Raw genomic sequence first — 26,299 nt, 5'->3', positions numbered from 1 at the left:
TCAGGCCTGCACCGCGCTGGTCAGCAGCGCGGGGTCAAGGTCGGATTCGTAGAACTCCCCGTAGTGCAGCGGCGGGAACACGCGCATCATCGGATGCTGCGACGAGCAGGCCACCACCTTGACCCGCGGGAACCGGTGCACGATCGCGTGGACCAGATCGCCGGTCGACCGCTTGTCGAGATCGAGGACGATGACGTCGGGCAGGGCCTCGCAGATCCGATCGAGCACGTTCTCCCCCTTGCTGTCGACGAGCTCGATGCCGTCGACCCGGAGGATCTGCTCGAGCCCGAGGCGGTGCAGTGCCTCGAAATCCCCCATGAGGACCCGCGTCATCGCCTCACCCCCGCCTGGAAGCCGCCATTCGCCGCCGGGATGAGCCTGCCTCGCGTATGCGTGTGGTCATAAGGTGCGCCGGTGCAGCCTTAGGTGCACCCCACCTGTCGGGTACTTGTCCCGCGTTCGTCCCGCCCAGGATCCTGGCATCGGGAGGTGGCGGGTGAAGCTGTCCGAACGGCACGCGATGATCCCGGACGAGCGGCCCGGCCCCGCTCCCGCGGTTGCCGCGCCGCCCACGCGTACGGCAAGCAATGGGGAATTGTTCCTGAGCCCCGCCCTGAAGGGCGGAAACCGCGCGGTGGGTGCGCTGTTCACCCAGCCCAAGCTCACCGTCGGCAAACCACAGGGTGGGTACGAGCGGCAGGCCGACGCCGTCGCGGACGGGATAACCCAGGAGTCCCTCGCGCCCGCGCCCACGATCTCGCGCCTGGCCACCCCGGCCGCCGACGCCGGCGAACCGCCCGAGACGCCGCCCGGCCTGGAACGCACGCTCGCCTCGCCGGGCGCGGGCGCGGCCATCCCGGGGGAGGTCCGCGCCCGGATCGAGCAGTACCTGAAGGTGCCGCTCGGCAACGTCCGAGTGCACAGCGACCAGCGGGCGCAGCTGGCCGCGGCGCAGCTGGGGGCGCGCGCGTTCACCGCCGGCGGCGACATCTTCCTGGGCACCGGCGAGTCGGCGAGCGACCTGCCGCTGATGGCCCACGAGGCCACCCACGTGGTGCAGCAGACCCAGGTGGGCATCTACCGGATGCCGGTGCAGCGCGACTCCGGCGGATTCCTCTCCGGAGTGATCTCCGATCTGGTGCGGACGATCCCCGGCTACGACATGCTGACCGTGGTCGCCGGCTACGACCCGATCGCCAACCGGAACGTCGATCGCAGCCCGGAGAACCTGACCCGCGGCGTGCTGGGGCTGGTGCCGTTCGGGAACGTGGTGGCGAACAAGCTGATCGAGCTGGGCGTCGTGCAGGGCGCGTATCGGCTGATCGACGAGGGGCTGCGCGCGCACAACCTGACCCTGCAACGCATCCAGGCCGAGGTCGACCAGGCCTGGAAGGAGATCGATCTCACCGATCCCGAGGGCGCCCTGACCATAGTGCGCCGGCACGTGAGCGGCCTCTACGCGGACGCGCTCGGCTTCGTGCGGGGGATCATCGACGCGATCGTTCAGCTGATCCGGGACGCGGCCGTCGGGCTCGCCGAGAAGTACCTGGCCGGCACCCCGGTGTGGGAGCTGACCAAGAAGGTGCTGCACCACGATCCGCTGCGCGGGACGCCGGTCGAGGCGACCACGGTGGAGATCCTGAGCGACTTCCTGACGCTGATCGGGAAGCAGGAGGCGCTCGCCCAGATGCGCGAGCGGGGCACGCTGCAGAAGACGGCGGACTGGCTGGACGCCCGGATCGCCCAGTTCCTCGGGATCCTCGGCGAGTTGTCGGCGCTGTTCAAGGCCGGCTGGGCGGCGATCCAGCCGCAGAACATCGCCGACCTCGGGTCCAACCTGGAAAAGCTGGCGACCCAGGCCAAATCCTTGATCGTACGGGTGGGGACCTTCGCCTCCGACGTGCTCACCGAGGTCGTCAAGCTGATCAAGGAGGCGCTGCTGGAGTGGCTCAGCCGGGAGGCGCACACGATGCGCGGCTTCCGCCTTCTGACCGTCATGCTCGGGGAGGATCCCTTTACCGGTAAGGCGGTATCGCGTACGGCCGAGACCTTGATTGGGGGTTTTGTCGCCTTGTTGCCGGGCGGGGAGGCGACCTATCAGAAGCTCGCCGAGGCCGGGGTTATCGCCGAGGCGGCGGCCAAGATCGAGGGCGCCATGTCCCGGCTCGGCATCAGCCTTGACATGATTCTGGGGACATTTCGGGCGGTCTGGGACTCGCTCTCCCTTGAGGACTTGATCAATCCGCTGGGCGCATTTGTCCGTATATTAGGGAGATTTGAGGAACCATTAGGGCGGATCGTCGAGTTCGCCGGCGAGGTGCTCAAGGTCGTCGTCACGCTGATCCTGCGGCTGATGAACTTCCCGCCCGACCTGCTCGGCAGCATCATCGACCACGCGATGGCCGCGATCGAGGACATCAAGCGTGACCCGGTCGCCTTCCTGGTCAACATGCTGGAGGCGCTCAAGCAGGGCTTCCTCGGCTTCGTCGACCGCGCGGTCGGCTACCTGCTCGGCGGGCTCGCCGACTGGATCTTCCGCGGGCTCGGGGCGCTCGGCATCCGGAAACCGGCCGACCTGTCCTTCGGCTCGATCCTCACGCTGGTGCTGCAGGTCCTCGACGTCACCGCCGAGCGGTTGTGGAAGAAGCTGGGCGACCACATCGGCCAGGACGTCGTCGACAAGCTGCGCAAGGGCCTGGCGGTGGCCGAGGGCGCGTTCGACTTCATCTCCGACGTCGAGGAGAACGGCGTCGGCGCGATCGGGAAGCACGTCGAGAGCCAGCTCGGCAACCTGTGGGACATGCTGCTCGGGATGGTCAAGGACTGGATCGTCGGCGAGATCGTCGAGAAGGCCACGGTCAAGCTGCTGTCCATGCTCGACCCCACCGGGATCATGGCGGTGGTCAACAGCTCGATCGCGTTCTTCAAGGCCGTCCAGTCGGTGATCGAGTACGTCCGCGAGATCCTGATGATCGTCAACGACTACGTGACCACGCTTGCCGCGGTGGCCGCCGGCAACGTCCCGGCCGGCGCGCAGAAGGTGGAGAAGGGCCTGGCCGCGGCGGTGCCGGTGGCGATCGGCTTCCTCGCCAACCAGGTGGGGCTGGGCGACGTGCCGGAGAAGCTGGTCGAGCTGATCGGCAAGCTGCGCGAACTGATCGACAAGGCGCTCGACTGGCTCTTCGCCAAGGCCGTCCAGCTGGGCAAGTCGGCCCTGGCGGCGCTCGGCCTGGGCGGTCCGGCCGCGCCGGAGGAAAAACCCACAGACCCCCATGACGTACGGGCGATCGCCGGCGAGAAGGCGTCCGCTGCGCTGTCCGGTCTCGACGACGAGGCCCAGATGGAGGCGGCGCTCGCCGCGATCCGGGCGGAGCTCGCCCCGCAGGGCCTGTCCCAGCTCGCGTTCACGCCGTACGACGAGGCCGGCGTCTCCTACCTGATCGCGGCGGCCAGCCCGCCGGTGAAGGTCGGCAAGAAGACCGGCCCGCCGGCCGCGAAGACCCCGATGGCCACCTGCCGGCTACGGGTCACCCTGCACTTCGCCGACGCGGACGCGACCTCCGGCTTCACCGGCGACCGGAACTTCTACGACGACAACGTGCCGAAGGGCCGCGGCGGCAGCGAGTCCGAGGACGAGTTCGGCCGCACCAAGACGTCGCTGGTCGCCCCGCCCCCGTCGAACCTCCTGCCCGGCCGCGGCAAGCTGGGCGGCGGCGGCCGCGGCCTGGTCCTGCTGAAACCCCCGGCGGACGCCACCAAGGTGAAACTGGCCAGCTGGAACACCGGCACCCCGGTGCCGGACACCAACGACAGCCACGCCGAGCGCCAGTTCCTCGACTGGTTCGCCACCGAACGCCCGGACGGCCTGGTCAAGGTCGAGCTGGCGATCAACCTGAGCCCGTGCAGCCACTGCGCCGCGTCCCTGGCCGCGGTGGCCGGCGAGTTCGAGCGCGTCATCTCGTGGGACAAGGCGTTCTTCGGCTACGACCGCGAGACCAAGCAACTGCTGGCCAACTGCACCACGGTCGAGGACGTGGCGTCGGTGAGCGCGGCGTGGAAGCTCGGCGCGTCCGCGCCCGTGGCCTTGACCAACGCCGAGAAGGAGAAGCAGCGCAAGGAGGCCTTCGCCCACTACGAGAAGATCTCGGTGCTGGCCTAGGGTTTGCCCCCGCGCGGAGCCCTCCCCCCTCGACGGCGCTCATCACAACCCCGATCGATTGATTGACTCTAATGTCACTAAACGTTGCGGGTTTGTTACGGCGAGGCTAAATGTGGGGAGTTGCTGCTTTTGCGGGGAGGCCGGTGTGTGCGGAATCGTCGGATGGGTCAGTTTTGAGCGGGATCTGCGGCAGGAGGGCGCCGTGCTGCGCGCCATGACCGCCACGATGGCTCTGCGCGGGCCGGACGCGGAGGGGGTGTGGCTCGGCCCGCACGCCGGGCTCGGGCATCGCCGGCTCTCGGTGATCGACCTGCGGACCGGCGCGCAGCCGATGTCCGTGCACCGCGACGGTGCGGAGGCCGCCGTGGTCACCTACAGCGGCGAGATCTACAACTTCCGGGAACTGCGCGAGGAGCTGCGCGGGCTGGGGCACGAATTCCGCACCACGAGCGACACCGAGGTGCTGCTGCGGGCGTATCTGCAGTGGGGCGAGTCGTTCGTGGACCGGCTCAACGGGATGTACGCGTTCGGCCTCTGGGATCCCCACGAGCGGGCCCTGCTGCTGGTCCGCGACCGGATGGGCATCAAGCCGCTCTACTACCACCCGACCCCGGACGGGGTGGTCTTCGCCTCGGAGCCCAAGGGCGTACTGGCCCACCCGTCGGTGACCGCAGTGGTCGACAACGAGGGCCTGTGCGAGCTGATCGGCTTCACCAAGACCCCCGGGCACGGCATCTACCGTGGCCTGCGCGAGGTCCGGCCCGGCGAGATCATCCGGGTCGACGTCTCCGGCCGGCACGCGCGGCGCTACTGGCGGCTCGAGGCCCGCGAGCACACCGACGACCGGCAGACCACGATCCGGACCGTACGCGGACTGCTCGACGACATCGTGGCCCGGCAGCTGATCGCCGACGTGCCGCTGTGCTCGCTGCTCTCCGGCGGCCTGGACTCCTCGGCGATCACCGCGCTGGCCGCCGCGGCGCTGCGCGCGGAGGGCGCCGGGCCGGTCCGCTCGTTCGCGGTGGACTTCGTCGGCCAGACCGAGAACTTCAAGCCGGACGAGGTACGCGAGACCCCCGACGGCCCGTACGTGCATGACGTGGCCGAGCACGTTTCGGCCGACCACACCGACATCGTGCTCGACTCGCCGGCGCTGATGGAATCGCTGTACCGCACCCAGGTGCTGCACGCGTTCGACCTGCCGTCCTCGATGGGCGACATGAACACGTCGCTGTACCTGCTGTTCCGGGCCGTACGGGAAAGATCGACGGTGGCGCTCTCCGGCGAGTCGGCGGACGAGGTGTTCGGCGGGTACGCGTGGTTCCACGACCCGGCCACGGTCGCGGCCGACACGTTCCCGTGGCTGGCGACGATCCGGGCCCTCGCCGCGGATGCGGACAACCCGCCGCCGAGCCTGTTCACCCCCGAGCTGACGGCCGCCCTCGACCTGGACGGCTACCGGGACGCGGCCTACCGCCAAGCCCTCTCCGAGGTGGAGCACCTGCCGGACGAGTCCCCGGTCGAGCACCGGATGCGCGAGATCTTCTACCTGAACCTGACCCGTTTCGTCCAGATCCTCCTCGACCGCAAGGACCGGATGAGCATGGCGCACGGCCTGGAGGTGCGGGTGCCGTTCTGCGACCACCGCCTGGTCGACTACGTCTACAACACGTCGTGGGCGATGAAGACCTTCGACGGCCGGGAGAAGAGCCTGCTGCGGGCCGCGACGGCCGACGTCCTGCCGGCTTCGGTGGTGGCCCGGAAGAAGAGCCCCTACCCGTCCACCCAGGACCCGGCCTACGAGCGGATGCTCCGGGAGAGCCTCCGCGACCTGCTCGACGACTCCGGCTCGCCGGTCCTCCCGCTGATGGATCTCAAGCAGGCCCGCGCCCTGCTCGAGGACGGCTACGAGGGCAACGCCTTCTCCCCCACCCGGCGCGGCATCGAACTGGTCCTGGCCCTGAACGAGTGGCTCACCCGCTACCCGGTCCGCCTGGCGGTCGGCTGAGATGCGGGCCCGGCAACCGACGGCCCAGCGCACCATGGCGGCGTGCCTCGGCGCGGCGGCCTGGGCCGGCTCGTGGTTCATGATGTACCGGGAGATCACGCACTGGCACCACGTGAAGCCGTCGCTGGCGTTCAACTCGGACATCGCCCCCGACGCCCACCCCGGTGTCCCGCTCCTGCTGCTCTACGGCGTGTGCGCGGCGGCCCCCATCGTGACGATCGCCGGCGCCGTAGGCGCACGGCGGTCCCGACGGTGATGGTGACATCCGCGCCGCACGCGGCAGCGCCTCCCGGACCGCGTCCCCGGCCGGACTGAGCCGCCGCGCGGACGGGGGCGATCAGACCTGGCCGAGATCGACCTCGATCGGGAAGGGCGCGGTCAGCTTCACGACGCCGGTGAAGACTTCGCCGTCGCGGTAGCGTCCGGTCGCGGGGTCGAGAACGTATGTGTAGACGAGAGGCGCACCGGTGGCGGCCTGCTCCACCCGCCAGTAGAACTGGATGCCGGCCCGCGCGTACTGGTCGGCCTTGACGATCCGGCCGGTCGTCTCCGACCCGGGAGAGACCACCTCGAGGCGTACTGCTCGGCCGTGACCTGCTCATGCATCCAGGCCGGCGCGACCATCTCGACAGTCCTGCGCACCTCGTGAAGGGTGATCAGCCACCGGCCTAAAGATATCGTGGTCCCGGCGCCGCGCCGAAGTGGTTGGTCTGCTCATTGTTGTCGCCGACCTGGACTCCCTGGCTGCGGTCGACGCGGACGCCCGGGAGCGGCCGCCGGGCGGCCTCGAGGACGGCTCGGGCGCTGCGGGTGATCTCCTCGTCGTCGAGGGCGCCCGATTCGGTCAGTGCCTCGCCGAGCCGCTCCCGCCACCACTGTTCGCCCGTCCGGCCGGCCCCGGCGGACAGCGCCTCCCCTTCCCGGCGAGCACCCAACCGGACCCGCAGGAGCTTCTTCAACCCCTCGTAGGCCTCCTGGACCGCGACCGTCGCCGTGTTCGTCGTCCCGGCGGCCGCGCCCGCGGCCAGTGCCGCCACGATGACGTCGAGCTCCGACATGTCCACCTCCCTCATCGCACCTGGGGCTTGCCGATCCGGACCCGGGTCTCACCGGTGACCGTGGTGTCCCACCCGACGGCGACGCCGGCGCCATGCCGGATGGTCAGCCGCGGGCCGCGGCCGCTCATCCTCGGGGCGTCCTCGCCGGCGGCCGCCAGGCGGGCCACCATGCAGTCCGGAACCAGGGCGCTGACGTCGGCCGCGCCGGCTGCCTGTTCCACGGCTTGGTGCAGGGCGGCCATGGCCTCCGCCGGGTCGCCGGCCGTCTCCCGGCAGGCGACGATCGCCTGCCGCACCTGCGGGACGGCGATCAGGCGGCCGAGGTTGACCGGGCAGGATCCGATCCGGTGCACGAAGACGCTCTGCTGGTGGTTCCCGGTGCCGATCGAGATGCCGCTGGAGCGGGTGATCGTGGTCCGCAGGTCCTCGGTGGCGGCGCTGCGCACCGGCTCGACACTGTGGAACCAGGCCTCGGTGTCGCCGGCCGCGTCGTAGTCGAGCAGCGACGCGACCTCGATCACCGGCTGCTCGACCGCGCAGTCGTGGACGATGTGCAGCGTGTTGCCGGTGCCGTACATGATGGCGCGGCTGTCGCGCACGGTGAGGTCGGTGACCGGGCGGCGTGGCCGGCGCCCCTCGACCTCGCCGTCCGGGCCTGGGACAACGCTGATCTGGGGCGCGCCGCGCCGGTCGAGGACCGTGATCGTGGCTTCCAGCCGCGCGATCCAGCCGTCCGGGTCGTCCTCCCCGGTCACCGGCGATGCCCCGAGACCCTCGCAGGTCCTGGTGATCTCGCGCAGGCACTCCCGGACGTCCCGGCGTCCCAGCTCGGCCAGCCGGGCGGCGAGCTTCTCGGGGTCGGCGACCAGCGGCAGGCGCACGACCCGGTCGGCGAGGTCACCGACCCGGACGAGCCGGTCGTCGATCACCTCCAGCTCCCGCAGCAACTGTTCCGGGGACGCGTGCCGGACGGCCAGGGCGCCCCAGTCGACCCGCTTCACCAGCGCGGCGAGGACCGCGGCCGGGTCCTCGGCGGGACGCTCCCGGATCACCGGCTGCACCCCGCCCGGCCCGTGGGCGGGGCCGGGCTGGCCGAAGGCCGGCTGCCCTCCGCCCGGCCCGTGGGCGGGGCCGACCTGGCCGAAGGCCGGCTGCCCTCCGCCCGGCCCGTGGGCGGGGCGGGGTCTCGGCTCGGGGGACGGCTGCGGCGCGAGCGCCATGGGAACCTCCGGTGTCGGACGCTGCCTCCAGCGTGGCAGAGCCGCGCTCGCCCGGCCGGTTCTGTCGGGGATCGACCACTCCTAGGCGGCCGGCGGTGTGGTGCGGGTGTCGACCGGGGTGCCGAGCTCCACCGTGCGCGAGACGGTGCAGAGCCGGTCGTGTGACATCCGCGCCGCGCGTGGCAGCATCTCCCGGGCCGCGTCGCCGGCCGGGCCCTCCGGGAACGTCACGCTCAGCTCGACGGCCAGGTCGGCCAGCCGGTTGCCGCCGGTCTCGTCCCGGATCTTCGAGCCGGTCACCTCGACGACGAAGCTCGACGGCTCCGCCCGCTTGCTGGTGATGTGGTCGACGTCGGCGCCCGTGCAGCCGCCGAGCGCGGCGAGCAGCAGCTCGACCGGGGTGAAGTCGGCGCCCTCCCCGGTTCCGATGGTCATCGTGCCGCCGCGGGCATTGCTTACCTCGTACCGGCCAAGGCTCGTGCGCCGCAGGGTCACCGCGCGCCGGGTGTCGTCCGCCATGCCGGCGAGGTTATCCCGGCCCGAACCGGGCACGGTAGGCGCTCGGGCTCAGCCCCGTCTGCCGGCGCAGCTGAACGCGCAGGTTGGCGGTCGTGCCCAGGCCGGCCGCCCGCGCCACCCGCTCGAGGCGTTGCTCGCCCCGTTCGAGGAGGCGGCACGCGAGCGCCACCCGTTCGGCCGCCAGCCACGCGAGCGGCGTAGTACCCCGCTCGGCCCGGAAGCGCCGGTGCAGCGTAGCGGGACTGACCGCCGCGCGGGCCGCCAGGCGGGCGACGGTCAGCGGCTCGTCGAGGTGCTGCTGCGCCCAGGCCAGCACCGGCGCCAGGGACGTGTCCGGGACGACGGGGAGCGGCCGGTCGACGAACTGGCGCTGCCCGCCGTCGCGGTGCGCGGCGAAGACCAGCCGACGGCTGACCGCGGTGGCGATCTCGGCGCCCCGGTCCCGCCGGATCAGGTGCAGGCCCAGGTCGAGGGCGGCCGCGCTGCCCGCGGCGGTCAGCACGTCGCCGTCGTCGACGAACAACACGTCCGGCGATCCTTGCGGCATACGCGATTCATAGCACTTCCCGCGTACGCCCGGCTCCGGTCAGGATCGTCGGGTGACCGAGCAACCGATCGACCTGACCGCCGCGCTGGCCCGCTTCGACGAGCTGTGGAGCCCGCGCATCGTCGCCCGGGTGAACGACTACGACGTGCGCGTCGCCAAGGTGGCCGGCGAGCACGTCTGGCACGCCCACGCCCACACCGACGAGTTCTTCCTCGTCCTGAAGGGCAAATTCCGGCTTGCCGTACGCGATGACCAGGGCGAACGCGCCGTCGACCTGGCACCGGGCGAGATCTTCGTGGTCCCGGCCGGCGTCGAGCACCGCCCGGCCGCCCCGGACGGCGCCGAGATCCTGATGTTCGAGCCGACCGGCACCTCCACCGTGGGCGAGCGCCACGACCCCGTCCCCGCGCACGTCGACGTCACCACCGGGCACCCGCTATGAGTTGCCGCCCAGGCCGGCCTCCCGGGCGCGCAGGATGGCCGCCGACCGGTCCGCGACCTGCAACTTGGTCAGCACGTTGGAGACGTGGTTACGGACCGTCTTCCCGCTGACGCCGAGCCGCCGCCCGATCGCGGTGTTGTCCAGCCCGCGGGCCACCAGCGTGAGAACCTCGTGTTCCCGCTCGGTGAGCTGCGGGAACGGTGCCGCCGCGGCGGTGTGCGCGAAGTGCGTGAGCAGCCGCACCGCGATGCCGGCGCCGAAGATCGCCTCGCCCCGGGCCACCGCCCGGACGGCCGCCGCGATCTCGTCGCCGCCGGCCCCCTTGAGCGTGTAGCCGTACGCCCCGGCGCGCAGCGCGGCCAGCACGTTGTCGTCATCGTCGTACATCGTCAGGATCAGCGTCCGGGTGGGCAGGCCGGCGGCGCGCATCCGGGTCGTCACGGTCAAGCCGTCCCCGTCGGGCATGTTCACGTCCAGCACCGCCACGTCCGGCCGGTGCTCCGCCACCGCGTCGAACGCCTCCGCCCCGGTCGCCGCGACCGCGAGGACCGTCAGGTCGGCCTCCGCGTCCAGCCAGGCGCGCAGGCCGGCGACGAACATCGGATGGTCGTCGGCGAGCACAATACGGATCTCGGTCGTCACGCGGCCTCCATGGCGGTGGGCAGCCAGGCGCGGACGACCGTACCGGCCCGCGGTCCCGCCTGCACGGAGCACTCGCCGCCGACCTCGGCGGCCCGTTCGCGCATGGAGCGCAGGCCGACGCCGGCCGGCCGGCTCGCGTCCAGGCCGGCGCCGTCGTCGGTCACGGTGACCTCGAGGCCGCGCGGGTCGTGCGCGAACACCACCCGGCAGGTACGGGCGCCGCTGTGCCGTACCGCGTTGGTCACCGCCTCCACCGCGATCCGGTACGCCGCGGTCTCGACCGCGGCGGGCAGCTGCCACCCGTCCGAGGCGGCGCTGACGTCGATGGCCATCGCGCCGCCGAGCGTGGCGGCCCGCGACCGGACCGCCCCGACGAGGCCGAGTTCGTCCAGCGCCGGCGGCCGCAGCGCCTCGACGAGCCGCCGCACGTCCGCGACGGCCAGCGCCGACTCCCGGGAGATCTGCTCGACCAGCTCACGGGCGGCCGACTCGCCGGCCAGACCCCGCGCGGCCAGCTCCGCCTTCAGCCCGATCGCGGCCAGCGCCGGGCCGAGACCGTCGTGCAGGTCCCGGCGCAGGCGGCGCCGCTCGTCCTCGCGCGAGGCGACCACCTGGGCCCGGGAGCGGGTGAGGTCCTCGTGCAGCCGGACCGCCTGCACCGCGGTGCCGATCTGCCCGGCCAGGACCGCGAGCAGCTCCAGGTCGACCGGGTCGAGCGGATCGTCGGTGCCCCGCGCGCTCACCAAGAGCCGCCCGACCACCGTGCCCTGGTACCGCAGCGGCTCGGTGTGCACCGCGCCGACCGGCGTGCCGTGCTGAGCGGCCGGCAGAAACCCGTCGCCGGCGGCGAGAGCGCCCGGCTGGAACCCGTCCCCGGCGGCGAGAGCATCCGACTGGAACCCGTCCCCGGCGGCGAGCTCGATGGCCGCGTACGGCACCCGCAGCGAGCGGGCGACCGTGGCCACGATGGCCGGCAGCACGTCGTCGGGCAGCAGCACCGACCGCAGCCGGGCGCCGAGCCGGTCGAGCGCGCCGGCCGGGTCGTGCCGGTCGCCGTACATGACCCGGTTGACCGTGGACTGGGCGAGGTGCCGCAGCGGGGCGAGGGCCAGGGCGGCGCCGGCGGCGGCCAGCGCGGCCGCCACCCGGTCGGACAGCCGCAGGGCGCTGACCAGGATCGCCACCGTGACCGCGTACCCGGCGACCAGGACCGTCACGGTGGCCGCGTAGACCAGGGACCGGTTGGCCAGCCGCTCGATGTCGAACAGCCGGTGGCGGCGCAGCGCCACCCCGACGCCGGCCACGAACGGCAGCGCGGAGAGCCCCAGCGCGCCCGCCGGCAGCAGCGGGCGCCCGCCGATCAGGACCGGCAGGTGCCAGCCGGCGATGCCCAGCACGACCGTGGCGAGGCCGCCGGCCACCAGCCACCGCAACCGGGCCCGCGTCGGCGCGGAGCCGGCCCGGTAGGCGACCGCACCGGCGGCGAGCCCGGCCAGCAGCGACACCGCGACGACGGCGGTCTGCCCGGTCGCCACCAGCCGCAGCCAGTCCGCCCGGCCCGCGGACAGCGGCGCCGCCACCCCGGCCCACAGCAGCATCGCGGCCAGCGGCGCGGCGTACGCGACGGCCAGCACCACCCGCCCCCGCCGCAACCAGGGATGATCCGGTGCCAGGGTCAGCGCGAACGCCAGCATGGCGCCCCACGCCACCGAGTACGCGACGACGGTGTTGAGCTCGTACAGCCACAGCTGGGGACCGCCGGTGACGACGGCGATCACCGGCAGCCCGGCGACCGTGGTGAGGGTGCTGCCGAGCAGGGCCGCGGCGAAGACGAGCAGCGGCCCGGTCGACGGCTGCTCGGGACGCCGCAGGTACAGGGCGACGGCGAGCCCGGCCAGCGCGACCACGAAGACGAGGTCGCCCCAGCCCAGTCGCAGCAGCGGTGCGACGGCGGGACGGGCGAGGCGCACCGGCACCGCGATCGGGGCGCCGTCGCGTACCAGGGAAAAGGTGACGACGGTGCCGACCGCGGCCCGGCGGCCGTCCACCCCGGTCACGCGGTCGCCGGCGCGCAGGCCGCTCCCCGGTCCGGGCGCCGACGCGACCACGATGCCGCGGCCGTCACCCGGCCACACCGGGCCGACGTCGCTGCCGTCGCCGGGGCCGTCCAGCCGGGCCGCCGCCCCCAGCACGCCGAGCACGACCAGGGCGAGCGCCAGCAGCGCCGGAGCCCGGCGCGCCCGGTGCTGCGTCGTGGTGGTCACCACCCTCATCATCGGGTCCGGCCGCACCGCGCGGAAGACGGGGAGACCGAACCTCCCGGGCCGCCCGGGACATCGTCCCGTGCACTCGGGACGGGGCCCCCGCGACGATCGGCTCATGTCCGACACATCAAGCACGACAACGCATCGGCCGGTCGCCTCGCCGGTCCGGACCATGGCGACGGCCTGCGTCGCCGGCGCCGTGGTCGCCGCGGCCGGCGCCGTCCTCACGTCGGCGATTCACACGTCCGTGTCGCCCACCGTGATCAGCTATCCGTACTCCCCCGGCGTCTTCCGGATCACCGAGACGCTGGTCATCGTCACGCACGTCCTGACCGCGCTCGGTCCGCTCGCGCTGATCCGGTCCGGCCTGCTCGGCCCCGGCCGGCTCGCCCGGGCCGGGTCGGCCCTCGCCGTCCTCGGCATGGCGCTGATCGTCCCGGCCGAGCTCGGCTTCGCGCTGTTCCCCAGCGCCGGGAACCAGTCCACCACCGGGGTCGTCCTCGGCGCCGCGATGGGCCTGTCCGTCACGATCGCCGGGCTGGGCTTCGTCCTGGCCGGCGTCGCCGCGCTGCGCGCCCGGCGCTGGCCCGGCTACGGGCGCTGGACGCCGCTGCTGGCCGGGGCGTACGTCTTCGTGGTCATGCTGCCGGTGATGGCCGCCGCGCCGTCGCTGCTGTTCTGGGGCATCGCCGGCTGGTACACGTGCTTCGCCCTCCTCGGCATCGCCCTGCGCTCCGCGGCGCGTGCGTCGTGACCGCGCACCCCGGCCGCCGCGTCACCGGGCTGTGCTGCCTGGCCGCGGGGGTGCTGCCGCTGATCGCGGTGGCGAACCCGGCGCTGTTCGACGTGTGGACCGCGGAACCCGCCCAGGCGCTCGGCATCGAGGCCGCGCACCACGGCGCCTGGCTGTTCACGACCTGGGTGCTGGCGGCCGGCTTCGGGGCGAGCATCCCCGCCGTCGTGGCCCTCGCCGGGCTGCTCGACGGCGTGGCGGTCCGAGTCGCCGCCGCCGTCCATCTGATCGGCGCCGGCCTGCTCACGGTCACCACGGTCTTCGGCGTCACCGCGCACGCGGACCTGATCGGCAAGCCGATCCCCGACTGGTACCTGCCGATCGACAAGTGGCTCGACGGCCTGGACACCACCGTCCTCGGCCTGTTCTGGCCCGTGGCACAGCTGCTCTTCGGCCTGGTGATCGTCCGCACCCGGGCGCTGCCGGCCTGGGCCGGCTGGGTCCCGGTCGTGGCCGGCGGGGTCGTGCTCGCTCAGCTGGTCGCGTTCGGCGGCGTGATCCCCGCGCCCATGTTCATCGCCTGGGTGGTCCTCGGCGTGGCCGGCCTGGCCGGTGCCCGCCCGGCCCGCCGGCCGATCCAGGTCGCCTCGTGATGGAGGGCGTCGGCCACCTCAGCGCCCAGCGGTCCGGACCGTGATCGTCTCGGTGGGCGGCCCGGCGACGGCGCGCAGCGCGGCGTCGACGGTGACCGTGACGACCAGGTCGAGACCCGGTTTCAGCTGGCCGCCCAGCGCCGACCAGAAGTCCGAGTTCTCGCTGCCGTCGCCGCTGCGCAGCCGCAGCGTCGGCAGCGGGCGCACCTCGGTGAAGCCGCCGCGCAGGTGCTCGGTGCCGATCACCGGGTGCAGCAGCAGGGCGTTGAGCACGTCGCCGAGCAGCGAGTGCTCGTCGCGGACCTCGCTGGTCCAAGCGGTGACCAGGTACCGGCAGTCGACCCGCGGCAACGGGTCGCGCCGGTACCGCCGGCCGTCCACCTCCTCGATGACCATCTCGCCGTAGTCGCGCTCGGCCAGATTGGGCCGGATGTCCCAGAGGTAGAGGTCGACCGTGGGCCGGGTGGACAGCGACGCCGACCATTCGCCGTCGGGCGCGTCGAACGCGATGTCGACGTCGCGGGCCGGCAGCGGCACCACGTCGCGCAGGAACGCCTCGAGCGTTTCATCCAGCAGGTGCAGCATCGGCGGCGTCCTTGCTAACTAGGTTCCAGTAACGATCGAATTCCTTTTCCGTACGCAGCCGGCCCAGCTTCTGGAACTCCCGTTTCACGCTCAGCACCGCGTGCCGCATGGTGATCGGGCTGTCCTCGGCGGCGGCCAGGAACGCGGCCCCCAGCGCGGCGTTGCTGATCACGCCACCGGTGATCTTGAACTGGCGGGCGAGGAAGTCGAGGTCCACATCGCCGGCGATCGGCGCGGTGGCCGGGAACGCCTGCCGCCAGATCAGCCGGCGTTCCGGTTCCTCGGGCGCCACGAAGTCGATCGCCACCGAGATCCGGCGGGAGAACGCGGCGTCGATGTTGCGCTGCAGGTTGGTGGCGAGAACCACCAGGCCGTCGTACGTCTCGAGCCGCTGCAACAGGTAGGCGACCTCGATGTTGGCGTACCGGTCGTGCGCGTCGCTGACCTCGGACCGCTTGCCGAACAGCGCGTCCGCCTCGTCGAAGAACAGCACCAGGTCGCCGGCCGCGGCCGCCCCGAAGATCCGTTCGAGGTTCTTCTCGGTCTCCCCGATGTACTTGCTGACCACCGCGGACAGGTCCACCTTGTACAGGTCGAGGCCCAGCTCCCCCGCGACGACCTCGGCGGCGAGGGTCTTGCCGGTGCCGGACGGGCCGGCGAACAGGGCGACCACCCCGGTGCTCGGCGCCGACCGGAAGTGCCAGTTGCCGTAGACGGTGTCCCGCTCGCGGTGCCGGGCGGCCAGCTCGCGCAGCTGCGTCGACTCCTCGGCCGGCAGGATCAGGTCGGTCCAGCCGCGGCGCGGCCGGATCCGCACGGCCACCCCGTCGAGATGGCCGCCGGCCAGGCGGCGTACGGCCGGGGCCACCAGCCCGCCGTCCGCCTGGGCGGCCGCCGCGACGAGCCGGAGCTGCTCGCGGCTCAGCCGGTACGCCGGGTCGGGGTCGCGGCCCATCTCCCGTTGCCAGTCCGCGGGGCCCGCCACGCCGTCGTGCACCGCGATCTCGCGCCACGGCCGGTCGGGGATCGACTCGAGGGGCTGCTCCCCCGGCGACGACAGCACCCAGGTGACGTGGCCGGCTCGCTGGATCACGTCGCGCCCCACGGCGGTCAGCGCGGCGGTCAGATCGACGACCACGGCGGACCGGGTGATCGTCGCCTCCCGGACGACCGCCTGCCACGCGACGTCGCTCTCCGGCAGGGGGACGACCAGCAGCTTTTGACTGCCGAGGGCGTGGAGCCGACTTTCCCGGTCACCGCCATGAACCAGAACAAGCTCCGATTTGTCGGGAATTTCCCCCAAACGAGCACTGGTGCCCGGCGGAAGGTGCGGGTCGGGCGAGTCGTCGCCGGTCAGATGCCAGACAAGACGCGCGGCCGGTTCGGCGACGAGGGTCGCCCATGGGCCGTCGCCGGTGACCCGGGCCAGGCCCGAGCGGATCAGGCCGCCGGCCGGGGCCAGAGCGCGGGCGCCGAGGTGGTCGTCCTCGAAGAAGATGCGGTTGAGGGTGGCCAGGGTGAGCCGGGGTAATTGCACCGAGTCCTGGATGTACCCGACCAGACGCTGCCGGGCCGGCGAGATCTCCACCGCCAGCAGCAGCGCCAGAACCTCGGCCTCGCCCTCGGTCAACCCGGCGTTTCGCACGACATTTCCGAACTGTCCCTTTAGGTCGAACGCCGCCCGCGCCTTGACGACCGGGGCGGCGGCGCCGGCTCGCACGGCGGCGACCCGCTCGGCGCCGGGCCCGTCCAGGCCGGGCAGGGTGGCCAGGAGCCGTTCCACCTCGTCGTCCGTGACGTACAGCCCGGCGAAGTCGCGCGGCGGCCGCCCCTCGGCCAGCCGGCAGATCAGGGCCTCGCGCTGCAGCAGCGCGTCGGCCAGCACCGTCCAGGCCTCGGCCACCGGATCAGATCACGCCCTCGCGCGTCGCCACCGCGACGGCGTGCGCCCGGGTGCGGCAGTTCAGCTTGGTCAGCACGTCGTGCACCACGTTCTTGACCGTACGCTCGGAGAAGCACAGGTCCTCGGCGATGCCCCGGGTGTCCATCCCGTCCGCCAGCAGGCGCAGCACCGACCGCTCCCGGGTGTTGAGCCCGGCCGGTCCGAGGTGCGAGGTCTGGGTGACGTGCAGCAGCAGGCGGGAGAGCATGTCGGCGGGCAGCGCCACGTTCCCGGCGACCACCGAGCGCAGGCTGGTGATCAGGTTGTCGGCGGTCAGCGTGCGGTGCGGCAGGATCGCGCTGACCCCGGCGTCGACCATCTCCCGCACGGCCTGCTCGGTGACGTCGCGGACGGTGACGACCAGCCGGGTGCCGCGGTCCTCGACCAGCCGGACCGCGCGGCGCAGGGTGGTCCCGGCGTACTCGAACACCAGCACGTCAAGATCGTTGATCACCGGCTCGGGGGACAGCACCGCGCTCTCGCCACGCACGACGAAGTCGGCCTGTTGCAGGCAGGCCGCCATGCCACGGCGGACGATGGCATGGCTGTCATCGATCCAGACCGTGGGCGGCCGTGTTGAGATCATGCATTCCCCCTGGTCAGCACCCGATGAGCGAGCGACCGCCCAGACATGATGTCCCGGAAAAGTCGATCAGGACAATAGCTCGATCGGCTCTGTCGTTGATCCAACTCTGTTGCCCCTTTCGCTGCCCTTTCGGGCAGGACGGACGGCCCGTATACAGAGTGGATTACCGTGTCTACCCTCGGGGGCATGCCGAGGTACTCCGCCGAACAGATCTACGGTTTCGCCCGACGCGCGGGCTTCACGCCCGACGAGTCGGCGACCATGACCGCGATCGCGCTGGCCGAGTCGGGCGGCAACTCCAAGTCGCACAACCCGGTGGGCGAGGACTCGCGCGGCCTCTGGCAGATCAACGGCAAGGCCCACCCGGACTTCCTCACCAAGTACAACCTGTACGACCCGCTGGACAACGCGAAGGCGGCGTTCGAGATCTCGCACCGCGGCGAGGACATCTCCCCGTGGACGACGACGCACGGCGGTCTCAGCTCGCGTTATGTCCGGTTCAAAGAGGACGCTCAGGCCGCCGCCGTCGCCTATGGGGACGGGCCCGGCCGCGGCATGTGGAACGGCACCCGCGGCTACGGCGATCACGAGCCGGCCCACGGGCTGACCGACGCGCCCGGCACCGCGGTGCACGACGTGGCCGGTACGCCGATGGCCGACCTGGCCGGCTTCACCGCCCCCGCGGCCGCGCCGGCCGGCGACAACGCCGCGCTCGACACCTTCCTGCGGGTCGCCAAGGCGCAGATCGGCGACCGCTATGTGTTCGGCGCGCAAGAGGATCTCCACAATCCGAATCCGTCGGTCTTCGACTGCTCCGATTTCACCGAATGGGCGGCATTCCAGGCCGGGACGAAGATTCCGCGGACCGCCACCGAGCAATACCTGTTCTTCAAGAACAAAGGAATGCTGATCGACCCGGCGAAAGCCAAGGACACGCCGGGTGCGCTGCTGTTCCATTTCGACCGCGAGCCGCAGCCCGGCGACGGCCGCACCCCCGGCGCGCACGTGGCGATCAGCCTCGGCGACGGCAAGGTGGTCGAGGCGGCCAACCCGCGGGCCGGGGTCCGCGAGGCCAACGCCGGCAACCGGTTCGAGTTCGCGGCGGTCATCCCGGGCATCTCGGACGGCACCGCCACCCCGATCGCCAACCCGGTGACGCAGCCGCTGTCGACGCTGATGCCGCAGACGCCGTTCGCCGACACGCTGCCGGTGCAGCCCACCCCGCCGCCCGATCTCGGCGGCCCCGACTCCGACCACGACGGGCTCAGCGACGCCCTCGAGCGCCGGCTGGGCCTCGACCCGCTGCGCGCCGACACCGACGGCGACGGGCTCTCCGACGCGGACGAGCTCATCAAGTACGGGACGGACGCCCGCAAGGCGGACACCGACGGCGACGGCCTCAACGACGCGTTCGAGCTGGCCCAGGGCCTCGACCCACGCTCGCCCGACTCGGACCACGACGGCCACCTGGACGGCTCGCTGACCCCGCTCTCCCGGACCGACTCGGACGGCGACGGCCTCGACGACAACCTCGAGCAGGTGCTCGGCACCAACCCGCTGCAGGCCGACTCGGACAACGACGGCTTCAGCGACGCCCTCGAGTACCACGACGGCTCGAACCCGCTGGACCCGACCGACAACCCCATGCTGCACCATCCGGCCGGCGCGACGAACGGCGGCCAGCAGCTGTTCGGCGCCCAGCAGCAGGGGTTCGGGGTCCAGCAGCAGATGTTCGGCGCCCAGCAGCAGATGTTCGGGGCGCAGCAGCCCCTGTACGGCGGAACCGTCTACGGCAGCGCGCAGCCGACCGCGCAGGAGCCGTTCGGCGCACAGCAGGAGGACCCGCTGGGGACGCACCCCGCCGACCAGATACCGGGCGGTCAGCTTACCGACCTGACCGATCTTCACTGACCGGGTTGATGCGACGATCGTGGACGTGGAGCTGACCCTGCCCGACGAGCCGGTTGCCCTCGCGCCCGGCGTGCCCACGCGCGTGCCCGTGCGGCTGCGCAACCCGTACGCGCAGCCCATCGACCTGCGCCTCTACCTGGCGCGGGGGCGGGCCGAGCGGTGGGCGACGGTCGAGCCGGAGCGGCTGAGCCTGCGCCCCGGCGAGAGCGCCGAGGTGGCCGTCGTGCTGACCACCCCGCCCGAGCAGCCGCCCAGCTCGTCCCTGGTGCCGTTCACCGTGCACGCCGAGGAGGCGGACACCGGGGAGCCGGCCGGGTTCGCGACCGCCCTGCTCAAGGTGGCGCTGCCGATCCCGGTCACCGGGTCGCTGGTCGCCCGGCGGGAGAAGCACGCGTACGACCTGTGGCTGGCCAACGACACCCTGCGCCCGGCCCCGCTGCGGATCACCGCCCAGCTCGACCCGCCGTCCGGGTCGGTGCGGGTCGACCCGGACGCGGTGCTGCTCGAGCCGGGCACCCGGGCCACCGTCGCGGTGCGGGCGAAGCCGGGCCGGCCGCTCACCGGGCAGGCCCGCCCCTTCGCCGTGCTGGTCAAGGTCTCCGACGTGTACGACGCGGAACGTCCCCCGTACCTGACCGAGGTCGCCACCGGCAAGAGCAAGCCGCTGGTCCGCGCGTTCGTGCTGGGCACTGTCGCGATCGTGCTGCTGGTCGCCGCCACCGCCCTGATCTACGTGCACACCGGCGGGCGCGGCCTGTTCACCGGCCGGCTGTTCAAGGGACGCGCCACCGCCGCGGCGGCGCCTCAGCAGCAGCCGGTGACGCAGGTGACCGTGACCCGGCCGTACGCCCTGATCGATGTTTTCCCGCGTGCCGGCGGACCGGCCGCGGCGCAGGCCGAGCTGGTCAAGCTCACCGCCGCCCGGATGCCGGTGCGGTTGGTCGACAGTCTCGCCTCGGACGTGCTGTCCGATGAGAACGGCGGGTTCTGGGTGCTGCTGCAGGACGGCTTCCGCAGCACCGATCAGGCGGCGGCGTACTGCGCCCAGTGGCGGACGCTCGCGCCCAAATGCCAGGTCACGTCGTAGGCTCGGGAGATGGCGATGCGGTACGGGTTGGGGATCGACCTCGGCACCACGCACACCGCGGCGGCGGTGCTCGCGGAGGGCCGCGTCGAGGTCGTGCGGCTGGGCAGCCGGCGCGCCGAGATCCCGTCGCTGGTGTTCGTCAAGCCGGACGGCGGGCTGCTGATCGGCGAGGCCGCCGAGCGGCGCGGGCAGTCCGAGCCGGGCCGGCTGGCCCGCGAGTTCAAGCGCCGGATGGGTGACCCGGTGCCGATCCTGGTCGGCGGGGCGCCGTTCTCCGCGCACGCGCTGACCGCGAAGCTGCTGCGGCACGTGCTCGACACGGTGACCCAGCAGCAGGACGGGCCGCCCGCCGCGATCACGGTGACCCACCCGGCGAACTGGGGGCCGTACAAGAAGGAGCAGCTCGAGCAGGCGATCAGGCTGGCCGACGCCGGGCAGGTCCGGCTGCGCAGCGAGCCCGAGGCGGCGGCGCTGCAGCACGCGACCGCCCGCCGGATCGCGAACGGCGAGACCGTGGCGGTGTACGACCTGGGCGGCGGCACCTTCGACGTGGCCGTGCTGCGCCGCGAGGGCGACGGGTTCGTGGTGCTCGGCGAGCCCGAGGGCATCGAGCAGCTCGGCGGGATCGACTTCGACGAGGCGGTCTTCGGGCACGTGCTCGGCGTGCTGGGCGGCATGGCCGACGGAATGGACCCGAACGACGCCGAGGCGATGGCGTCGCTGTCCCGGCTGCGGCGCGACTGCGTGGAGGCCAAGGAGGCGCTCTCCTTCGACACCGAGACGATGATCCCGGTGGCGCTGCCCGGGCTGCACACGCGCGTACGGCTGAATCGGTCCGAACTCGAAGGGATGATCTCGCCGTCGCTGGACGACACGATCACCGCCACCCAGCGGGCGCTGCGGGCCGCCGGTGTCGAGGCCGGGCAGCTGAGCGCGATCCTGCTCGCCGGCGGGTCGTCGCGGATCCCGCTGGTGTCGCAGCTGCTGTCGACCGAGTTCCAGCGGCCGGTGGTGGCCGACCCGCACCCGGAACACAGCATCGCGATGGGCGCGGCGGTGTCGACGGCGGCGGTGCTCGGCGGCGGCTCCCTGTTCTCGGACGCGACGCCACCCTCGGGCGGGATGCCGCCTTCGGGCGGGATGCCATCCTCGGGCGGGATGCCGCCTTCGGGCGGGATGCCATCCACGGGCGGGATGCCGCCTCCGGGCACGTCGCCGGCGCAGCGGCGGGAGGAGACGACGACGCTGGTCGACGTGCCGGTCGGCGGGCTCGCCCCGGCGGTGTCGCCGCAGCGTGGTGGGGCGGCGCCCGCGACGGCGGGGCCGTATGTGGCACCGCAGCCGGTCACCTACTCCCGCGGGGCGGTCGCGATCCCCGGCACCACGCCGCCGCCGACCCCGGGCCGGACTCCGCTGATCCCGCAGCCGCCGATCCCGCCGCGGCCGACCTCCGGCGTACCCGGGAACGGCGCGATCCCCTGGCCGCCGCCCCCGCTGCCGGCCGCGCCCGGCGGCGAGAAGCGCAACCTGGTGAAGTTCGTCGGCATCGGCGCCCTCGTCGTCGCCCTGCTGGCCGGCGGCACCACGGCCGCGCTCATCCTGCTGAACAAGAAGAACAACACGACCAGCAGCACGCCGCCGGTTACCACTACGGCGCCGCTCCCGTCGGCGTCGGCCGGCCCGACGCAGGCGCAGGCGTACCCGACCAACACGATGCTGATCCGGGTGGACACCGGCGCCGACACCGGCCCGGACCGCAAGTCGAAGGTGTACTTCTTCACGCCCGGCAGCGCGACCCGCACGCCGCTGCCGAACACCCAGGTCGGCGACGTACTGCCGAAGTGGTCGCACTCGCGCAAGCAGATCGCGCTCACCCACGCCGCACCGGACGGCAAATCCAGCTCGATCTACATCATGAACGCGGACGGCAGCGACCGGCAGCTGGTGGACAGCACCGGCCGCGGCCGGGTGGCCTGGTCGGCCGACGACAAGAAGATCGCATACATGAAGAAGATCAACGGGATCCCCCAGATCGTGGTGCGCACCCTGGCGACCGGCCAGCTGCGCCAGCTGACCTTCTCGTCGACCGACAAGGACGACGCGATGTGGTCACCGGACGGCAAGACGATCATCTACTGGCTGAACGCGGGCGGCGTCAAGCAGATCTACGAGCTGCAGGTGGCGAACCCCAAGGAGCCGGGCCGGCAGATCACCGGGCCGGACGTCGGGCCGGCCAACGACCCGGTCTACTCGCCGAACGGGCAGAAGATCCTGTTCACCCGCGAGCTGGACAACAACGCCACCTCGGACATCTGGATGGTCAACATCGACGGCTCCGACCCGCACCCGGTCACCTCGAACCCGGCCCGCGAGATGGACCCGACCTGGTCGCCGGACGGCACCTGGTTCGCGTTCGTGCGCGGCGACTACGGCCAGCCGACCGTGGTGATCGAGCCGGCCGACGGCGGTAAGGAAGTGACGCTGACCAAGCCGGGCGACCGCGAGGGTCATCCCTGCTGGTTCTGATCCCGGTACTGCTCGGCCAGGATCCCCTCGCAGGTGCGGGCGACCGCGCGGGCGGCCGTCTTGAGCTCCCGCGCCGAGAACGGGTGCTCGGCGATCGCCTGCCAGCGGGCCAGGGCTTCCCGCGCGGCCGCGGCGATCCGTCCGCTGGCCGCGTCCGAGGGAAGACCCATTCGTGCGTACGGGGCGCCGCCCGCCCCGCCGAGCAGGACGTCCATCTCGGCCAGTTGCGCGTCGGTGGCCGGCAGCCGGCCCGAGCGCACCTGGTGCAGCAGCCGCAGCTCCACGAACTCGTGCGCGCTGGCCCGGATCCGCTCGGCCTCGGCCGCGAGCGCCGTGCCCGGCGGGAGACACTCGTCGAGCACCGCCAGCGCCGAGCGTGCCTTGAGCACCTCGCTGCGGCCGACGAACTGGGCGGCGAACACCTCGCGCAGCTTGTCGATGCCGCTGTGCTCGGTCAGCGCCCGGGCCAGGGCCCCGGAGTCGGCGACCGACTTCTCCCGGATCAGGCGCACCGACAGCCGTACGCCGAACAGCCCCAGCCGGCCGAGGACCCGGGCGCGATCGTCGCCGGAGGCCGCGAACCGGTCGGCGGTCAACAGCAGCTCGACCACCCGGTCCATCGGCTCGGCGGCGACCGCGGCCAGGACCCGGTACTCCTCCTCGCGCAGGGTCGCGCCGGCCGCGCCGAGCAGCCCGGCCACCGGGACGACGACCGGGCAGAGGCGGCGCAGCCGCTCGTCCGTCGCGTAGCGGGCCGCGACCCGGGCGGCCGAGGCCATCGCGTCCAGCCGGCAGCCGCCGATCTCGTCCGCCCGCGACAGCACGCCGACCGCGTTGACCGGGGTGCCCTGGGACAGGCCGTCGCCGTGGAACGACTCGAGGAACCGCACGTCGCTGCCGTGCATGTGGCGCAGCAGGTAGATGACCGCGTCGGTCTGCGCGGCCCGCTCCCCCTCGGCCTCCAGGAACGCCATCGTGCGCAGCGAGACGTCGGTGGAGAGCGAGGCGATGCCCGGCGTGTCGATCAGCGTGTGCCGCCGCAGCCGGCTGCTCGGCACCCGCACCTCGAGGTGGTCGACCTGCTCGGCCGGGCGGCCCAGGTTGATCTGCACGGCGCCGTCCCGCCGGGTGAACGGGCGCTGCTCGGCGCTGCCGTCGGTCAGATGCGCGGTGACCGCGTACGTGGGCCCATCGGCGTACCAGGTCACGATCCGCGTGCACTCACCCGCGTCGGTGGCCGCGAGCTCCTCGCCGACCAGCGCGTTGAGCAGGGTGGACTTGCCGGCCTTGACCTTGCCGGCGATGGCCACCCGCAGCGGCTCGTCGATCCGCCGGCGGGCCTGCACCAGCCGCGGGTCGCGGGTCTCCCCCACCGCCCGGTCCAGCAGCACCCGTACCTGATCGAGAAGGTTCACGCGGCCAGCCGATCCAACCGCCGACGGGCCTCGGCGAGCTGCGCCACCTTGGCCTGGCGCTGGTCGGGCGGCAGCTCGGCGATCTCGCGGACCGCGGCCTCGGTCGCCGCGGCCGAGCGCTCCACGGCCTGCGCCCGGGTGGCGAACTCGTCGCGCAGGAAACGCTGGGTACGCCGGATCGCCTCCCGGCAGTCGCGCCCGACGTGGAAGCCGACGTCGTCCACGTACCGCCGAAGTTCGGCCTTGGCCTGCATCCGCCGCTGCAGCACCTGCCGCTCCCGTTCGCTCTTGATCATCCGGCGGCCGAGCGTCATGCCGGCCAGCAGGCCGATCGGCGCGAGGGCCAGGCTGAAGAACGCCCCGACCGCGCCGATCATGTAGATGCCGCCGTACGTGACCCGGGCCGCGGTGAACGCCCCGAGGAACTGCTGCACGCCCGACTTCTGGAAGCTCACGTCCAGCTCGTCCACCTTCTGCAGGGCCAGCTCGGGCGCGGGCAGGTCCACGTCGAGGCTGTCGTACTCCAGGCCGAACCGCTCGGCCACGTCGTGCGCCAGCTGCTCGGTGCGGGTGACCAGCAGCATCAGGTTGTCCACCGCCGCCGACGCCGCCTCCCGCTGGGCCCAGGCCTGGAAGTCGCGCCAGGTCTCCTTCGGATCGGACTCGTCGATCAGGTCCTCGCCACGGCGCACCATCAGCCGCAGCCGCTCCCTCAGGTCGTGCTCGACATCGGAGCTGAGATCCTGCACGCCGTCGCCGAGGACGGTCTGCCACGAGCCGCCGGCCAGCCAGGCGCTGCGCCGGGTCTTCTCGGCATAGCGGCGTACGACCTCCGGGGTCTTCGCCGGCGCGGCGGCGACGGCCTGCTCGGCGTCGACCCGCTCGCGCAGCTGCGACACCACGAAATTCAGCTCGGCCCGGGCGGCCGCCGCCCTGGTGGCCGCCGCCGCGCCGAGCACCTCCCGGCGCAGCAGGTCGACCAGCCGCGGGAAGCCGGACTCCTCGTTGAGCGGGGTGGAGTCGCGGGCCTGGGCGCGCATCCGCAGGAACGAGGAGACCGCGACGACCGGCACGGACAGGCCGGCCCGCTCCAGGTGCCCCTGGTTGATCTCGGCGATCCGGCGCCACTCGCCGTACAGGTCGGTCTTGGTGAGCACGAGGAACGCCCGCGGGCAGCGTTCCAGGGCGCGGCGCAGGAAGTCGACCTCGGGGGCGGTCAGCTCCTGGGCGGCGTCGGTGACGAACAGCGCCGCGCCGGCCAGGCCGAGCGCGGCCAGCGTGAGATTGCCCTGCGCCGAGTCGAGCCCGCCGACGCCCGGAGTGTCGATGATCGACAGTCCGGCCCCGAGCAGCCGCCGGTCGAGCCGCACCTCGACACCCCGGGTGGCCGGCTGGTCCGCGGCCCGCGGCACGGCGCCCTCGGTGATGTACTGCCGCAGGTCGTCGAACCCGATCGGCACCGGCTCGTCCACCCCCTCCAGCCGCAGGAACGCCGCCGGCGGCCGGCCGAACCGCAGGATCGTCGGGACGGCGGTCACGATGTCCGCGTCGACCGGGCAGATGTCGGTCCGCAACAGGGCGTTGACCAGGGTGCTCTTGCCCTGCTTGAACTCCCCCACGACGGCGACGGTCGCCTCCTCGGACCGCAGCCGCCGCACCGCGGCGTCCAGCCGCTCGACCAGGTCACCGCGGCCGGACGCCTGCGCCAGGGCACGCGCATCCGCCAGCCCGTCCAGCACATCGCCCCCGGGCCGGCCCGCCCGTGCGGATGTCGAGGTCACCGACCGCCCTCTCTGCACTTTCATCGCGCGTCCCCGGCCATTCTCCACCCACCGGCCACCGCCCCCGCCCGGCGCTCCCCGACCCCCCCGCGACGTATCAGCCTGAATCCCCGCCCGATTCGGATCAAGCCCCGATCCGGATGGTCCCGGCGCCGGACAGAAATCCGACACCCACATGCCACCCCGGATGTGCGACCTTATGACTCTGTCGCTCGATCCCG

Annotated in this window: 22 protein-coding genes; 9 read left to right on the top strand and 13 right to left on the bottom strand. The window is 72.7% G+C overall.

The window, feature by feature from the left end:
- On the bottom strand, positions 1-333 hold the full coding sequence (locus tag IH26_RS0107090) for a response regulator (RefSeq protein WP_030435303.1): 333 nt from the start codon (positions 331-333) through the stop codon (positions 1-3).
- 163 nt (positions 334-496) lie between these two features.
- Between IH26_RS0107090 and IH26_RS0107085 the strand changes: the two genes are divergently transcribed.
- The 3 genes from IH26_RS0107085 to IH26_RS0107075 all read left to right on the top strand — a co-directional run bounded on the left by IH26_RS0107085 (position 497) and on the right by IH26_RS0107075 (position 6,423).
- On the top strand, positions 497-4,159 hold the full coding sequence (locus IH26_RS0107085) for an eCIS core domain-containing protein (protein ID WP_051807653.1): 3,663 nt from the start codon (positions 497-499) through the stop codon (positions 4,157-4,159).
- Positions 4,160-4,304: 145 nt separating this feature from the next.
- Positions 4,305-6,167: an asparagine synthase (glutamine-hydrolyzing) gene (asnB, locus tag IH26_RS0107080; RefSeq protein ID WP_030435301.1), complete on the top strand. Its 1,863-nt coding sequence runs from the start codon at positions 4,305-4,307 to the stop codon at positions 6,165-6,167.
- Position 6,168: 1 nt separating this feature from the next.
- Positions 6,169-6,423 carry a hypothetical protein gene (locus tag IH26_RS0107075; protein ID WP_030435300.1) on the top strand — a complete coding sequence of 85 codons (255 nt, stop codon included), beginning with the start codon at positions 6,169-6,171 and terminating at the stop codon, positions 6,421-6,423.
- Between the two features lie 81 nt (positions 6,424-6,504).
- On the opposite strand, the gene IH26_RS0107070 is transcribed toward IH26_RS0107075, so the two are convergent.
- The 5 genes from IH26_RS0107070 to IH26_RS0107050 form a co-directional block, all read right to left on the bottom strand.
- Positions 6,505-6,735, bottom strand: coding sequence for a PDDEXK family nuclease (locus IH26_RS0107070; RefSeq protein WP_211268598.1), 231 nt, complete (start codon positions 6,733-6,735; stop codon positions 6,505-6,507).
- 100 nt (positions 6,736-6,835) lie between these two features.
- Positions 6,836-7,225, bottom strand: a complete 390-nt coding sequence (locus IH26_RS0107065; protein ID WP_030435298.1) for a hypothetical protein — start codon at positions 7,223-7,225, stop codon at positions 6,836-6,838.
- An 11-nt stretch (positions 7,226-7,236) separates the two neighbouring features.
- Positions 7,237-8,445: a hypothetical protein gene (locus IH26_RS53230; protein WP_030435297.1), complete on the bottom strand. Its 1,209-nt coding sequence runs from the start codon at positions 8,443-8,445 to the stop codon at positions 7,237-7,239.
- Between the two features lie 81 nt (positions 8,446-8,526).
- On the bottom strand, positions 8,527-8,964 hold the full coding sequence (locus tag IH26_RS0107055) for an OsmC family protein (RefSeq protein WP_030435296.1): 438 nt from the start codon (positions 8,962-8,964) through the stop codon (positions 8,527-8,529).
- 10 nt (positions 8,965-8,974) lie between these two features.
- The gene (locus IH26_RS0107050) at positions 8,975-9,511 is read right to left on the bottom strand and encodes a helix-turn-helix domain-containing protein (RefSeq protein ID WP_245664984.1); all 537 of its coding nucleotides are present in this window, start codon (positions 9,509-9,511) and stop codon (positions 8,975-8,977) included.
- Between the two features lie 52 nt (positions 9,512-9,563).
- Here IH26_RS0107050 and IH26_RS0107045 point away from each other — a divergent pair, with 52 nt between their 5' ends.
- Positions 9,564-9,953 carry a cupin domain-containing protein gene (locus IH26_RS0107045; RefSeq protein ID WP_030435294.1) on the top strand — a complete coding sequence of 130 codons (390 nt, stop codon included), beginning with the start codon at positions 9,564-9,566 and terminating at the stop codon, positions 9,951-9,953.
- Here IH26_RS0107045 and IH26_RS0107040 read toward each other — a convergent pair.
- Together IH26_RS0107040 and IH26_RS55595 are read right to left on the bottom strand one after the other, a co-directional pair.
- Positions 9,948-10,595, bottom strand: coding sequence for a response regulator (locus IH26_RS0107040; protein ID WP_245664982.1), 648 nt, complete (start codon positions 10,593-10,595; stop codon positions 9,948-9,950). The genes IH26_RS0107045 and IH26_RS0107040 overlap by 6 nt on opposite strands.
- On the bottom strand, positions 10,592-12,859 hold the full coding sequence (locus IH26_RS55595) for a histidine kinase (protein ID WP_157437087.1): 2,268 nt from the start codon (positions 12,857-12,859) through the stop codon (positions 10,592-10,594). Before IH26_RS55595 ends, IH26_RS0107040 begins: the two co-directional genes overlap by 4 nt.
- A gap of 115 nt (positions 12,860-12,974) precedes the next feature.
- Between IH26_RS55595 and IH26_RS55590 the strand changes: the two genes are divergently transcribed.
- Together IH26_RS55590 and IH26_RS0107025 are read left to right on the top strand one after the other, a co-directional pair.
- Complete coding sequence (locus tag IH26_RS55590; RefSeq protein WP_157437086.1) at positions 12,975-13,613, top strand: hypothetical protein; 639 nt, start codon at positions 12,975-12,977, stop codon at positions 13,611-13,613.
- Entirely contained in the window at positions 13,610-14,245 is a 636-nt protein-coding gene (locus tag IH26_RS0107025; RefSeq protein ID WP_030435290.1) for a hypothetical protein, read from the top strand. The genes IH26_RS55590 and IH26_RS0107025 overlap by 4 nt, the downstream gene beginning before the upstream one ends.
- 18 nt (positions 14,246-14,263) lie before the next feature.
- On the opposite strand, the gene IH26_RS0107020 is transcribed toward IH26_RS0107025, so the two are convergent.
- The 3 genes from IH26_RS0107020 to IH26_RS0107010 are packed head-to-tail and all read right to left on the bottom strand — an operon-like array spanning position 14,264 to position 17,358.
- Positions 14,264-14,830, bottom strand: coding sequence for a Pvc16 family protein (locus IH26_RS0107020; RefSeq protein ID WP_030435289.1), 567 nt, complete (start codon positions 14,828-14,830; stop codon positions 14,264-14,266).
- Complete coding sequence (locus tag IH26_RS0107015; protein ID WP_030435288.1) at positions 14,811-16,733, bottom strand: ATP-binding protein; 1,923 nt, start codon at positions 16,731-16,733, stop codon at positions 14,811-14,813. Before IH26_RS0107015 ends, IH26_RS0107020 begins: the two co-directional genes overlap by 20 nt.
- Before the next feature lie 4 nt (positions 16,734-16,737).
- A complete protein-coding gene (locus tag IH26_RS0107010) occupies positions 16,738-17,358 on the bottom strand; it encodes a response regulator transcription factor (protein ID WP_063763657.1) in 621 nt (206 codons plus the stop codon).
- Between the two features lie 186 nt (positions 17,359-17,544).
- On the opposite strand from IH26_RS0107010, the gene IH26_RS0107005 reads away from it, so the two are divergent.
- From IH26_RS0107005 to IH26_RS55585, 3 genes are read left to right on the top strand one after another with little or no spacing between them, the layout of a single operon-like run.
- Entirely contained in the window at positions 17,545-19,269 is a 1,725-nt protein-coding gene (locus tag IH26_RS0107005; protein ID WP_051807649.1) for an NlpC/P60 family protein, read from the top strand.
- Positions 19,270-19,294: 25 nt separating this feature from the next.
- Positions 19,295-20,356 carry a COG1470 family protein gene (locus IH26_RS0107000; protein WP_157437085.1) on the top strand — a complete coding sequence of 354 codons (1,062 nt, stop codon included), beginning with the start codon at positions 19,295-19,297 and terminating at the stop codon, positions 20,354-20,356.
- Between the two features lie 9 nt (positions 20,357-20,365).
- On the top strand, positions 20,366-22,882 hold the full coding sequence (locus tag IH26_RS55585; RefSeq protein WP_084598686.1) for an Hsp70 family protein: 2,517 nt from the start codon (positions 20,366-20,368) through the stop codon (positions 22,880-22,882).
- Here IH26_RS55585 and IH26_RS0106990 read toward each other — a convergent pair.
- Complete coding sequence (locus tag IH26_RS0106990; RefSeq protein WP_030435283.1) at positions 22,864-24,297, bottom strand: dynamin family protein; 1,434 nt, start codon at positions 24,295-24,297, stop codon at positions 22,864-22,866. The two genes, IH26_RS55585 and IH26_RS0106990, sit on opposite strands and share 19 nt — an antisense overlap.
- Entirely contained in the window at positions 24,294-26,078 is a 1,785-nt protein-coding gene (locus IH26_RS0106985) for a dynamin family protein (protein WP_169789728.1), read from the bottom strand. Before IH26_RS0106985 ends, IH26_RS0106990 begins: the two co-directional genes overlap by 4 nt.
- Positions 26,079-26,299: the final 221 nt, after the last annotated feature.

This window comes from Actinoplanes subtropicus, from assembly GCF_000721705.1.
Taxonomy (GTDB): domain Bacteria; phylum Actinomycetota; class Actinomycetes; order Mycobacteriales; family Micromonosporaceae; genus Actinoplanes; species Actinoplanes subtropicus.
Note: the sequence above shows the minus strand (reverse complement) of the source record. Positions and strands in the feature narration are given on the sequence as shown.

Bases quoted from the DNA above. Each gene is read 5' to 3' on its own strand.
- IH26_RS0107050 (WP_245664984.1), bottom strand. From the start codon at position 9,511: ATGCCGCAAGGATCGCCGGACGTGTTGTTCGTCGACGACGGCGACGTG.
- IH26_RS0107090 (WP_030435303.1), bottom strand. From the start codon at position 333: ATGACGCGGGTCCTCATGGGGGATTTCGAGGCACTGCACCGCCTCGGG.
- IH26_RS0107005 (WP_051807649.1), top strand. From the start codon at position 17,545: ATGCCGAGGTACTCCGCCGAACAGATCTACGGTTTCGCCCGACGCGCG.
- IH26_RS55590 (WP_157437086.1), top strand. From the start codon at position 12,975: ATGTCCGACACATCAAGCACGACAACGCATCGGCCGGTCGCCTCGCCG.
- IH26_RS0107065 (WP_030435298.1), bottom strand. From the start codon at position 7,225: ATGTCGGAGCTCGACGTCATCGTGGCGGCACTGGCCGCGGGCGCGGCC.
- IH26_RS0107010 (WP_063763657.1), bottom strand. From the start codon at position 17,358: ATGATCTCAACACGGCCGCCCACGGTCTGGATCGATGACAGCCATGCC.
- IH26_RS55585 (WP_084598686.1), top strand. From the start codon at position 20,366: ATGGCGATGCGGTACGGGTTGGGGATCGACCTCGGCACCACGCACACC.
- IH26_RS0107020 (WP_030435289.1), bottom strand. From the start codon at position 14,830: ATGCTGCACCTGCTGGATGAAACGCTCGAGGCGTTCCTGCGCGACGTG.
- IH26_RS0107055 (WP_030435296.1), bottom strand. From the start codon at position 8,964: ATGGCGGACGACACCCGGCGCGCGGTGACCCTGCGGCGCACGAGCCTT.
- IH26_RS53230 (WP_030435297.1), bottom strand. From the start codon at position 8,445: ATGGCGCTCGCGCCGCAGCCGTCCCCCGAGCCGAGACCCCGCCCCGCC.
- IH26_RS0107075 (WP_030435300.1), top strand. From the start codon at position 6,169: ATGCGGGCCCGGCAACCGACGGCCCAGCGCACCATGGCGGCGTGCCTC.